The organism is bacterium (assembly GCA_030654305.1).
GTDB lineage: Bacteria > Krumholzibacteriota > Krumholzibacteriia > LZORAL124-64-63 > LZORAL124-64-63 > PNOJ01.
Genome location: JAURXS010000041.1, coordinates 1 through 12,719, shown reverse-complemented (window position 1 = coordinate 12,719; position 12,719 = coordinate 1). Strand labels below are relative to the sequence as shown.

Annotated in this window: 7 protein-coding genes; 2 read left to right on the top strand and 5 right to left on the bottom strand. The window is 71.9% G+C overall.

Translation table 11 applies throughout. The features are described from left to right. The coding region (locus Q7W29_00950) for a hypothetical protein (protein ID MDO9170383.1) at positions 1–1,189 on the top strand (1,189 nt) is incomplete at its 5' end. A gap of 72 nt (positions 1,190–1,261) precedes the next feature. Here the strand turns inward: Q7W29_00950 and Q7W29_00945 are convergent. From Q7W29_00945 to Q7W29_00925, 5 genes are all read right to left on the bottom strand, one after another. Further along, positions 1,262–1,915 (bottom strand): hypothetical protein, encoded by a 654-nt coding sequence (locus tag Q7W29_00945; GenBank protein ID MDO9170382.1) that lies wholly within the window; start codon positions 1,913–1,915, stop codon positions 1,262–1,264. 232 nt (positions 1,916–2,147) lie between these two features. Continuing rightward, on the bottom strand, positions 2,148–4,604 hold the full coding sequence (locus Q7W29_00940; protein MDO9170381.1) for an AsmA family protein: 2,457 nt from the start codon (positions 4,602–4,604) through the stop codon (positions 2,148–2,150). Between the two features lie 115 nt (positions 4,605–4,719). Then, positions 4,720–5,802, bottom strand: a complete 1,083-nt coding sequence (locus Q7W29_00935) for a choice-of-anchor J domain-containing protein (protein MDO9170380.1) — start codon at positions 5,800–5,802, stop codon at positions 4,720–4,722. 247 nt (positions 5,803–6,049) lie between these two features. Then, positions 6,050–8,002, bottom strand: coding sequence for a DUF3857 domain-containing protein (locus Q7W29_00930; GenBank protein ID MDO9170379.1), 1,953 nt, complete (start codon positions 8,000–8,002; stop codon positions 6,050–6,052). Beyond that, the gene (locus tag Q7W29_00925) at positions 7,999–10,023 is read right to left on the bottom strand and encodes a DUF3857 and transglutaminase domain-containing protein (GenBank protein ID MDO9170378.1); all 2,025 of its coding nucleotides are present in this window, start codon (positions 10,021–10,023) and stop codon (positions 7,999–8,001) included. Before Q7W29_00925 ends, Q7W29_00930 begins: the two co-directional genes overlap by 4 nt. Before the next feature lie 167 nt (positions 10,024–10,190). On the opposite strand from Q7W29_00925, the gene Q7W29_00920 reads away from it, so the two are divergent. Continuing rightward, a partial coding sequence (locus Q7W29_00920; GenBank protein ID MDO9170377.1) for a lamin tail domain-containing protein occupies positions 10,191–12,719 on the top strand: 2,529 nt, incomplete at its 3' end.

Below are 12,719 nucleotides of genomic sequence, written 5' to 3'. Positions count from 1 at the left end.
CGTCGCCTACCTGGTCGCGCGCGACGAGGTCTCGCCCTTCACGCTGCCGTTCGAGGACGTCAGCGCCTTCGCCGCCGGCGGCCGCAGCACCTCGAACATCCTGCGCGTCCAGCAGGCCCTCGGCGACGGCGCCAGCATCGGCCTGCTGGCCACCGACCGCCGCATCGACGGCGGCGGCGCGGGCACCCTGGGCGGCATCGACGGCCGCGTGCGCATCACGCCCTCGCTGCAGTTCGAGTGGCAGGCGCTGGCCTCGCGCACCGAGGAGCCGGACGACCCGGCCCTGACCGCGGGCCTCGAGGGCCTGACCTTCGACCGCGGGAAGCGCACGGCGGTCTTCGACGGCGAGAAGTACGACGGGCGCGGCCTCTACACCAGCCTCGAGTACAACGACCGCCTCTGGGACTTCGACGTCGACTACTGGTCCTACAGCCCCACCTTCCGCGCCGACAACGGCTTCATCCCCCGCAACGACCGCCGCGAGGCGGTCGCGTCGGCCTCGCGCGTCTTCCGCTACGAGGACTCGCGGCTGCTGGAGTGGATCCAGCCCAACGTCAACGCGGGCCGTGTCTGGAACATGGCCGACGCGCGCAAGGACGAGTGGATCTGGGCGGGCGTCGGCGCGCGCGTGCGGCAGTCGCAGCTCTTCTGCCAGCTCTCGCACATGAAGAGCAACGAACTCTTCGGCGGGATCTGGTTCGACGGCATCGACGCCACGGAATTCGAGCTGCAGGCCGTCCCCTCCAGCGCGTTGCAGGGGGGCCTGAGCCTGAGCCACGGGCACCGCATCGCGCGGCGCGAGACGGTCATGGGCCGCGAATCCAACGCCTCGTTCTGGTTCGAACTGCGCCCCGCCGACCGGCTGCAGGCCGAAGTGGTCTGGCGCTGGATCCAGAGCGTCGACGACGAGACCGAGGCGATGCTGTTCAAGGGCTACATCCTGCGCACCCGCCTCGGCGTGCAGGTCTCGCGCGAGCTGTCGTTGCGCCTGGTGCTCCAGTACGACGACTTCGACGAGACGTGGGAGGCCGACCCGCTGGTCACCTACCGCCTCAACCCCTTCAGCATCTTCTACGTCGGCTCGACCCGCGACTACGCGCCGCTCGACCCCGAGCACGACGGCGTGCGCGACTGGCGGCTGACCGACCGCCAGTACTTCATGAAGCTGCAGTACCTCTTCCAGATCTGAGCGGCCGCTGCGGCGGGAACGCGAAGGGAGCCCCCCGCGGGGCTCCCTTCTTCGCGCCGGGCGCAGGCGGCGTCACTTGTACAGCGACTTGATCCCGCCCCAGCTCATGTCCTCGGCGGAGATCACGAACGTCGAGATCGTGTCGATCCACACCTGGTCGATCCAGGTGTTCGGCGGCAGGATCACGTTGACGTACTCGCGGTCGGGGTTGAACGACAGGTACCAGTACTCGGTGGCGAACCCCGGAACGCCGCCGGACTCGACGTGCTGGCCGTACAGCGGATTGGGCCACTCGTTGGTGCCGGGGTTGGGCGCGATGACCTCCTGGACGAAGGGCGTCCCCATCCCGCCGTAGGTGATCTGCACCCAGATGTACTTGTAGGGGTAGTAGTCGATCCAGTTGCACAGGAAGAACAGGATGCGGCCGGGCGCGTCGGTCGTGAAGACGCGGCCGTCGGCCGGGTTCGCCGGGTCCGGCTGCCAGAAGCAGTTCTCGAAGTGGGCGTGGGTGAAGCAGCCGGGGTTGAACACGTGAATGCCGTCGCCGACGGTGTTCAGGTAGTCGGGCGGCATGTCGTAGAGGTCCTGGCCGATGAACTCCCACTCCGCGGCGACGGTCAGCGGGCCGTCGCGCCAGGGCGGCGGGTTGAAGTCGTCCGCCTGGGCGGCGGCGACGGCGAGGGTCGCGAACGCGACGGTCGCCAGCAGCGTGTTGCGAAGACGCATCGGGATACCCCCTTCTCCGGTTGCGTCCCGTCCGCGGGGACGGGTCGGGCGAAGCGGGTCGTCGACGACAGGGCGCCCTCCAGCGTCCCGTCGCGGACCCGCGACGGGATCGAGTTGTCCTGGCCACCTCCCTTCATAGAAATCGGTTGTTCAGTTGGAGGCTAGCACCGCGGTCCCGGCGCCGTCAATCAGGCGCAGGTCAATTGTTTTCAAAGGATTGCGCCGCAGCGAGTTATTTGCCGGAACCCAGCAGGCGCCGCAGCTGCGCGCGGGCGCCCTGCGTGGCCTGCGCGGCCGCCCCGCCCGCGACGTCCTTCAGGGCCGCCGCGGCGTCCAGCTCGACCGAGGGCTGCGTCAGCGTGCCGCCGACCCGCAGCGGCACCACCAAGCGCGCGACCGGCGCGCCGCCGCCGCCGCCGCCCAGCAGGTCGGTGACCCTGCCGACCACGCCGCCCGGATTGCGCAGCTTGCGCGACAGGTCCTCGCTCAGCAGCAGCCCGCCCGCGGCGTCCAGCTCGCCGGTGAAGGCGTAGCCGCCGCCGAAAACCAGCTCGCCGAGGTCGCCCAGCCGCGTGGCGAGCGTGTCCAGGCCGACGCGGCCGTCGCGCACCACGACGTGGGCGGCGAGCGTGCGCAGGGTCTGGTTCTGAGCAAAGGAGCTGCCCGCCTTCGTCGCCAGCGCCGAGAGCGCCGCGTGCACCGGCCCGCTGGTCACGACGCGCCCCTCGTCCATCTTCGCGCCCGCGTCCAGGGTCAGCGAGTTGCGCACCGTCGCGCCGTCGCGGCCGGCGGCGCCGTAGGTCCCCGTCAGGTCGAACTTGCCGAACAGCAGCCCTTTCAGCGGCGTGAAGCGCGACAGGAAGTCGTCGGCCTCGATGCGGGTCGCCGCGAAGCGGCCGCCGAAGGTCGGCCGGTTCAGGTCGTTCAGGTCCACGGTCGTGCTGCCGGTCACCTTGCCGGTGTAGGCGTCGGCCTTCACGTCGGAGACCTCGATCCGGCGGTCGACGAGGCGCGCGGCGCCGGTCACGCCGGTGAAGGCGACCCCGCCGTACAGCAGCGAGTCCGCGCGTAGCGTGCCCGTGCCCCGCAGGTCCGGCAGGCGGGCGGTCAGCGAATCCCGCGGCGCGGGAGCGGCCGCCGCCGATCCCCGCTTCGCCCAGGCCGGACTGGAGGCCGGGAAGACCCGGTCGATGTCGAAGCGCCGCGCGTGAGCGGCGAAGGTCAGCACGGGCCGGCGCGCCGGGTCGTCGGCGAGGGCCGCGAAGGGGTCGGCGAGGCGGCCGGTCAGGGACACGTCGCTGCGGCCGAAGCGGGCGACGCAGTTCGCGATCGTCACCGCGTCGGGAGCCAGCGTCAGCCTCGCGTCCAGCGAGGTCAGCGGCTCGCCCAGCACCGCGTCGCGGTAGGTCATCCGCGTGACGACGACCTCGCCGCCGCGCAGCAGGCGCTCCGGCTGCTTCACGGAACCGTCCAGCTCGGCGCGTACCGCGAGCACGCCCGCGATCGCGGCCCCGCGCCCCGGCGGCAGGAAGGGCTGCACGTAGGCCAGGTCGACCTCGCCGCTCACGCTCCCGCGCAGCCGCGGCTCGGCGAAGCGCGTCACCGAGAAGTCGCCCTGCAGCGGGCGGCCGCCGAACGAGGCCTTCGTCACCGCGACGTGCAGGCTGTCGGGCCGCAGGTCGGCCCGGGCCGACGCCACCCTCAGCTCGCCGGGCAGCTCGCCGCCGCTCATGACCAGGTCCGTCAGCGCGGCCGTCGCGGCGTAGGCGGGCGCGCGGCCGGGCTCCAGGCTCGCGTCCGCCTCCACGACGACGTCGCCCGCGAGGCGGTAGGCGGCCAGGGCTTCGCGACGGTCGGCGGGCAGCAGGCCGAGCAGGTCGGCGGCGGTGATGCGGTCCGAGACCAGCCGCCCGTGCGCGGTGACGTCGCCGTCGCCGCGGGCGACGTCGCCCGACAGTTTGAAGCGCAGCGGCCCCGCGGACAGGGCGGACTCCGCCAGCGTCAGCAGCGCGGCGGCCCGGTCGTACGCGAGGTCGAACCGCAGGGAGACCGGCAGCGCCGGCAGGGGCGCGGTGACGTCGACGAGCAGGCTGTCGGCGCCCAACTCGCCCCGCGCCACGCTGCGGCCCGTCGCGTCGGTCGCCAGGCTCGCCTCGAGCTTCAGCCCGGCCAGCCGCACGCCCGCGCCGGCGGCCTCGTCGGCGAAGGCCAGCCGGCCGCCGACGATCGTGACGCGGTCCAGCGTGATCGCGGGGGGCTTGTTGTCCCCGCCATTGCCGCCCCCGCCGGTCCCGGCGGCGGGCGACGCGAAGGTGAAGTTGTCGGCGCCGTCGGCCCGGCGCCGCAGGTCCAGGACGGGCCCGGTGACGACCAGGCGATCCGCCTCCACTCTCCCGCGCAGCAGCGGCAGCAGGCGCAGTCGCAGGTCCACGGCCTCGACCGCGGCCAGCGGCTCGCCCCCGAACCCGGGCGGGTTGCCGACGCGCAGCCCCTGCAGGCGCACGCCCAGGCCGCCGCGCAGCGACAGGCGGGCGTCGTCGATGGCGACCTCCCTGCCCAGCGCGGCGGAAGCGCGGCTCGCGGCCAGGGTCTTGACCCTGCCGACGGGGAAGAAGATCAGCAGGCCGGCGACCAGCAGGACCAGCGAGCCGGCGATCACGAGCAGCAGGCGCTTCGGGGATGCGTTCATCTTTTTCATACCCACAGGATGCCCACGATCGCCCGGCGATGCAAGGAAGACGAAGCCCCCCTCCCGTCCGGGAGGGGGGCTTCGCACCGAAGGACGACGAGACGCGTGCCGGAGATTACCGGTACATCGTCTTGAGGTTGCCCCAGCTCAAGTCCTCGTTGCTCACGGGAGCCTCGATGGTGACCGTGGTGAGGCTGCAGGCCCCGGTGCCGTAGGCGTCCACGATCAGGTAGTACCAGCCGGCCGACGCGGCGGCGTACGAGAGGACCTCGGTGTCGCCGCCGAAGGTGTCGTCGGCGCCGGCAACGCAGGTGCCGGCCGTGTTGGCGCAGTCGGTGACGAGCCACAGGGCGGAGTCGTGCTCGCCGGTCTCGGTCGCGATGAAGGACTCACCCGCGGCCAGGTAGATCTTGTACACGACGTCGTTGCCCGCCGACGTGTAGCCGGTGCAGCCGCCGCTCGGGGCGCTGTAGTCGCCGTTGGCCAGGCACAGGTCGACCTGGAACGAGGTCAGCCCCTGCGCCTGCAGGTCGATGGCGGTCGCGCAGGTGTCGTTCGCCGGCGGCGGCGGCGGCGGCGGCGGCGAGTAGCCGGTGCCGTCGTCGACCATCACGGCGTCCAGCACGTGGAGGTCGCCGTCCACGCCCTGGTAGCGGAAGGTGATGGTCACGGTCGTGCCGTCGTAGGCGCCGAGGTCGACGAAGAACTGCTCGTAGGTCATGTGGGCGGTCACGTTGCTGTCGAAGTCGAAGACGGGGATGCCGTTGACCTCGACCGTCTCAGCGACGTTCAGGTCCCAGGAGGTGCCCAGAGCGCCGGCCATCCAGAAGCTCAGCACGGACTCGCCGCCGGCGACATTGACGGGCTGGGAGAACGAGATGGTCTCGTTCTGGTAGACCGTGAGGTCGTAGCCGACGTAGGCGCAGTAGGCGCCCTCGAGCGAGCCCACCGAAGTGGCGTTGCTGACCGACCAAGTGCGGGCCGGGTTGACGATGGTCTGGGTCCAGCCGGCCGGGATGACGCCACCCTCGAAGCCCTGGAACACCGCGCGCGAGGTGAAGGCATCGCCGTGGATGCGGTTCATCTGCTGGAAGGTCTCGATGTCCGTGCGGCCGTCGGTCTTCGGCGTCCCGGCCATGGCGGCGCTCGCCGCCAGCGCCACGATCAGCGCCAACACGATCGTTCTCTTGAAGCTCATGCTATCCCCCTCAGGACAGTGTGGTGGAGTTGCTGGTGGGTGTCTGGTCCGATTGGACGGGTCCTGACTTTTTTACCAGCGCCAACACCTTATCCCAAGTTCGCACGATTCGTCAACCGTTGGTTCTGGCCGCGAAATTGGGTCTGGCTTAATAATATCTATATTTATACATTTAATAGTACATATATATACTTATTCTAAGTGGGCCTGGAGCGGATTGCGGCCAGACCCAATGTCGCGGCCAGAACTAACGGACCCCGATGGTGCGGTTTTCGGGGGCGGCGTTTTCGAGCAGCAACGCCCGCAACGCCCCCCACCCCCCAGCCGCCATCTCTCCCCCCAAGATCCTCAACTCCCGCTCGACCACGACCCGCCCGCGCTCCTGCGACACGCGCAGGCTGAAGCTGCCGGCGTCGTTGACCAGCTCGCGGGCTTCGGGCAGGCGCACGATCTCGCGGTCGCCCGGGGAGATGGTCAGGCGGATGATCTGGGTGAGGTCGCCGGGCGACAGCACGGGGGTGGTGCGCGTCTCGTCGTGCAGGTGGACGTCGGTGGGCAACAGGGAGAGCAGGCCGTCGCGCGGGTCGCCGGGCGACAGCGGGCGGCGGTCGAAGTCGTCGGCTTCGGCGGCGGGCAGCGTGAGGTCGAAACCGTAGACCACCGACTCCGGGCGCAGCGTGGCGGGGTTGGCCTTCACGACCTCGGCGCCCGCGAGCACCGACGCGACCACGGCGCCGAGGTGGCCCCGTGCGTCGGCGTCGAGGCCGGCCAGGCGGTCGTGGGCCGAGAGCAGGCCGTCGGTCAGCAGCGTGCCGGTGCCGCGCCAGCCGTCGTCGTCGGCGGGAGTGAGCGCGATCTCGATCACGAGGCGGCCCGCGGCGGCGACCGCCGATTGGGTGGACGGTTGCGTCGAGCCGTCGAGCCAGCGCCATTGCGGGCCGACGAAGGCGGACGGCGTCTCGTCGAGCCGGCCCGTGCCGGGGTCGTAGACGGCCTTGAGGCCGGCGCCGGCGATCTCGACGAAGGGGCCGTCCAGCTCCGCGGTCGACGGGACCTCGGGGGCGATGGGCAGGCCGCTGCGGGAACGGTACAGGAGGTCCGCGGCCAGGCCGGAGGCACGCAGCAAGGCGGTCGCCAGCGCGGCGCGGTCGCGGCCGTGGCCGTAGGCCGTCTCCCAGGTGCGCGCCGGCGAGCGGGTCGCGGCGCGCCAGGGGCGGTCGTCGACGTGGATGGGGCGCACGCCCTCGTCCAGCAGCTTCGCGATCGCGCGCGCCCGAGCCCGGTCGTCGGGCGCGCCGGCGAGGCGGGCGTCGAGCGTGTCGCGCAGCGCGGCGCCCAGCAGGAAGTCGCCGGGCAGCGCGTCGGGCGGCAGGGCGTCGTCCTCGAAGCCCCGAGACAGCGCGTTGCCCAGCGCCTGCCAGTTCTCCCAGGTCGACCACAGGATGCCGGGCGCGGCGGCTTGCGGGGCGGCGAGCACCGGCAGTCCCCGCGCGGGCACGTCCTCGAGACGCCAGGTCAGGGTCGTGGCGCCGCCGGCCGAGACGATGGTCGGCGACGGGGCGCCGCGGCGTTCGGCGTGGCGGACCGCGACGCCCTCCGGCACCGTCAGCGAGAACTCGCTCACCAGGGCGGGGTCGCGGCGGGCGAGGAGCCAGGCGCCGTCGGCGCCGGGCAGCGCGCCGCCGCGCTCGACGATCTCGTATTCGGTTTCCAGCAGGCAGGGCAGCTCGACGCCGTCGTGCAGGAGCATCGTCTCGCGCAGGTCGGCGTAGTCCGCGGCGTGCTCCAGGGCGTAGGGCAGGGTCTCGACCACGGCGGTCGGGCTGATGCGCTCGGCGTCGGGCCACCAGCGGCCGTCGCGCCAGGTGCGCAGCTTCAGCACCGCGAGCGTCGAGGTGCCGGCGTGGTGGGGCACGCGCAGGTCGGCGTAGGTCTGCAGGCCGCTGCGCGTGGCGATCCAGACCACCTGGTGGGTGCGCTCGGCGAGGTCGCCGTCCGGGGTGACGGTCGTCGCGCGCGCTTCGCACAGCAGGACGGCGTCGAGCTGCGCGAAGTCGGGCCGGGCGCGGGCGCGGGCCAGCAGGGCGTCGAGGTCGCGGCCCGAGGAGAGGCCCGGGGAGTCGGCCAGGGCTGGCGTGGCGAGCAGAGCGGGCGCGGCGAGCAGGGCGATCAATAGGCAAGGCAGGCAGGCGCGCTTCATCGGGCGCCCCCCTTCTCGGCGCGGAAGACGCGGTCGCCCCAGGCGCGGGCGGCGTCGACGGCCTTCTTGAAGCCAGGGTAGCCGTCCGGCGGGACCTGCCGGCGGCGGGATTCGAAGCGCTGGGTGATCACGAGGTCGCTCCCGTCCAGGCGGCTCGCGCCCGAGAAGGCGGCGTAGGTCTCGTCGACCGCGTCGGGCTGCTCGGCGTCGGCCGCGCGCCAGCCGCGGGGCAGGCGGATGGTTTCCTGGCCGTCGAGCAGCTGGGTGAAGTAGAGCAGGACGTCGGTCGCGCGCTCGTCCTCCCAGGCGGTGGCGCCGGCGCGGAACAGCGTGCCGTCGTGCAGGGTCAGCTGCATCAGCGGGCTGCGGAACTCGAGGCCGCCGTCGACCGGCAGGGCGTAGCGGGGGATGCGGTAGGCGACCGTGATCCGCATGTCGCCGCCGAAGTCGTCGGTGCGGCGGTGGGTGACGCGCACGCCCTCGACGCGCGGGCTGACCGCGGCCAGGGCCCGGGCGAAGACCGCGGCCAGCTCGTCGCGCCGGGCGTTGGCCAGGCCGCGCAGGCGGCCGTCCATGACGCCGCGGCCGGTCAGCTCGAACTCGCCGGTCAGGGTGCCGTCGGCCGCCAGGGTCGCGCGGTGGACCGCGTGCAGCGGCGAGTCCGACGGCGGGCTGTAGGCGATGCGGTCGAGGGTCGAGCCCTCCGGCGAGCCGACCAGGTAGTGCTGCTCGGTCTCGGAGTAGGACCAGATGCTGTTGTCGTAGGGCACCCAGGTCGGGTCGTACATGCGGAACGAGCCGTCGGGCAGGCGCAGGGCGGTGACGCAGTGGTTGAACTGGTCGGCGGGCACGTCCTCGATGCGGCTGCCGGCCATGGTCATGGCCGCCTGCGCGTCCAGGCCGGCGGCGCGCAGCATGGTGACCAGCATGCCGGCGATGTCCTTGCAGACGCCGCTGCGCTGCTCGAAGACCATCGCGCCCGAGTGCAGGATGAAGCCCTCGCCCGGACCCATCGTCTGGCCGCTGTAGCGGATGTTCTGGGCCACCCAGTGCAGCAGGGCTTCGGCCTTGCGCTCCGGTGCGGCGCCGGTCAGGCCAGCTGCAGCGAGGATCGCGTCCACCTTGGCGCGGATCTCCGGCGTCGCGTCGAACTGGCCGCGGTTCACGTCGAAGAACCAGCGGCTCTTGCTCTCCCAGTCCGCGACCGTGGCCATGACCACCTTGGGCGCGAAGTCGCTGGCGGCGGGCTGGCGCGTCTCGTGGACCAGGGCGGGCAGGTCGCGCCCCCACCAGGCGTGCTCGGTGCGTTCGGCGTCGTAAGTGACGGAGGAGAACAAAGCGCCGTTGTGGACCTCGGCGTGCAGGCGCTTGCCCGCGGGCAGGCTCAGCACGTAGCGCTTCTCGAGGATGGGCGCGTCCTCGGCGAACAGCACGATGTCGAAGTACTCGCCGGGCATCGGCGGGACGAAGCGGGCGTCGTCGTCTGCGTCGTCGTCGCTGCCGAGCAGCGCGTAGGTGAAGCCCTTGCGCAGCGTGCGTACCTCGATCCCGTCGCCGGGACGCAGCCGCGGCAGTTGCAGCAGCATGATGCGGTCGCTCCAGTAGATGGCCGACTGGGGGGCGGGCAGGTCGCGCACGGCCGCCACGTCGACGGGGAGGCGCTCGCCGTCGCGCAGCACGGACACCTCGCGCACCTCGACGCGGCTGCTCTGCGGGTCGTAGCGCCAGGTCAGCACGGAACGGTCGCGGCAGCCGGCGGGGGTCAGCACCTTGGTCAGGCGGTAGCCGTCGACCTCGGTGACGCCCGAGGGCGCGACCCGGTTGACCGTTTCCTCGAAGACGACGACCAGGTCGGCGCCGGGATGGGCCTCGGCGTCGCCGGCGTCCTCCAGGCGCGTGAACGCGGTCGGGGGCGGGCGGTCGCCCGGCGGCAGGGGCGTGTCCGCGGCGGGTGCGGGGAACGGGGCGAGACAGAGGACGAGGCCCAGGGCGGGAACCAGGACGAGCGGCATCTTCTTCATGGCGGCGGCTCCGGGTTGGGCCACGGGTGCGGAGATCCCCCGAATCTAGCACCTGGATCCCCGCGTTCAAAGTCCCGCCGCGGCCGGTCCGGATGTGCTAGACTCCAGGTAGTTTCCCGGCTCCTGCCCTTCGCTCGACGGCACCAAGACAACAGGAGATGATGGCGATGCACACCTCACGAAACGGCGGACACTCCGGTCTCCGCGTCATCCTGGCCATGCTGCTCGTCCTGGCCGCGGCCTTCTCGGCCCGCGCCGACGTGCTCATCAACGAGACCGACGCCGACACCCCGTCGACCGACGTCCTGGAATTCGTCGAGCTGTACGGCACGCCGAGCCAGTCGCTGAACGGCCTGGTCCTGGTGTTCTACAACGGTTCCAACGACCTGTCGTACGCCGCGTACGACCTCGACGGGTACAGCCTCGACGCCAACGGCTTCTTCCTGCTCGGCAACGCCGGCGTCGTGCCCACGCCCTCGATCATCTTCGGCTCCAACTTCCTGCAGAACGGCCAGGACGCCGTCGCCCTCTACAGCGCCAACGGCACCGACTTCCCGAACAACACGCCGGTGACGGCGACCAACCTCGTCGACGCCATCGTCTACGACACCGCCGACGCCGACGACCTCGTCCTGCTGGCCACGCTGACCCCGGGCCAGCCTCAGATCGACGAGAACGGCAACGCCAACGGCGCCAACGAATCCTGCCAGCGCAGCCCCGACGGCGCCGGCGGCCCGCTGGTCACCACCTCCTACGTCGTGCAGCTGCCGTCCCCGGGCGTCTCCAACGGCGGCGTCATGCTGCAGGACCCCGACGTGGCCAACGTCTACCACCGCAGCCTGCTGCCGACGCCGGGCGAAGCGGTCACCGTCTACGCCGACGCCACCGACAACGACGGCACGGTCACCGAGGTGCGCCTGTACTGGCAGGTCAACGGCGCGGGCGCGACGTCCGCCGTGATGACCCTGTCCGAGGGTTCGACCTACGCCGGGACGATCCCCGGGGCCGCCGACGGCTCCCTGGTCGAGTACTTCGTCGAGGCCACCGACAACGACGGCCTGTTCGGCACCAGCCCCGCGACCGGCTTCTACGGCTACACCGTCGCCCCGGAGGCGATCACGCCCATCGCCTCGGTGCACGCCGACTCGCTCGGCTACGCCGGCGACGTCATCATGGTCCAGGGCCAGGTCTACATCCCCGGCGACTACAAGGCCGACGGCGTCACCGTCAGCGCCTACATCCAGGACACCGCGGGCCGCGGCCTGAACATCTTCGGCACGACCCGCAGCACCGGCGCGGCCCTGCTGAACGCCACCGGCAACATCGTGAAGGTCACCGGCACGGCGTACTGGTTCGGCACCACGGTCGAGCTGGTCAACTACGAGGTCGAGCTGGTCAGCGGCGGCAACACGCCGCTCGCGCCCGCCCTGCAGACCACCGGCGCCGCGGCCGCCGCGGCCAACGAGGGCAGCTACGTCGCGGCCGTGGCCCCGATCACGGCCATCTCCGTCACCACCGGCACCAACCCCGCCCACAACTTCACGATCGACGACGGCTCCGGCCCCGTGGTCGTGCGCGTGGACGACGACCTGGCCCCCGGCCTCGAGACCTGGCTGGTGGGCGACGAACTGGAGGCCGCCGGCGCCGGCGGCACCTACGCGAACGCCGGGCAGATCATCGCCGGCCTGGCCGCGGACCTGGTGAACAACGGCCAGGGCCCGGACGTGACGCCGCCCACGCTGGTCAACGCCGCGCTCGACGGCACCGTCAACGTGCTGGTGCAGTTCAGCGAGGCCGTCGCGGCCCTGACGGCCGAGGACGAGGGGAACTACGAGGTCTACCAGACCGCCGTCCCCGGCAACACGGTCGCGGTCGTGTCCGCGGTCCTGCAGACCGACGCCTCGCAGGTCCTGCTGACGGTGGCCGCCTCGCTCAGCGGCACGCCGCACACCGTGCGCGTGAACGACGTCCAGGACGTCGCCGGCAACCCGATCGCCGCGAATTCCACCGCCGCGATCAGCGACCTGGGCCCGCTGCCGCGGATCGAGATCACCGAGGTCATGCAGAACCCGCTGCTCCTGGCCGACACCGACGGCGAGTGGTTCGAGATCCGCAACGCGGGCACGACGGCCGTGGACCTCAACGGCTGGACGATCATGGACACGGGCCTCGACAGCCACGTGATCGACAACGGCGGCCCGCTGGTCATCAACCCCGGCGAGTACAAGGTGCTCGGCGTGAACGCGACGGTCATGGCCGGCGAGGGCGTCACGCTGTTCTACCAGTACGCGGGCGTCCTGCTGAGCAACGCCGACGACGAGCTGATCCTCGTCGACACGTTCGCCCGCGAGGTCGACGCGGTGATGTGGGACGGCGGCCCGGTGTGGCCGGATCCGACCGGCGCCTCGATGGCCTGGTCCGGCGTCGGCGACAACAACGTCGGCACCAACTGGGCCGAGAGCACCGCGGTCTTCGGCACCGGCGACCTGGGGACCCCGGGCGCGGCCAACGGCGGCCCGACCGCGGCTCCGCCCGCGCTCGCGACGCTGCTGGGCGCCAACTACCCCAACCCCTTCAACCCCAGCACGAAGTTCAGCTTCTCGCTGGATCATGACGCGCAGGTGTCCCTGGCGGTCTTCGACCTGCGCGGCCACCTCGTGCGCACCGTCGTCGAGGGTCGCCTGGCCGCCGGCGAC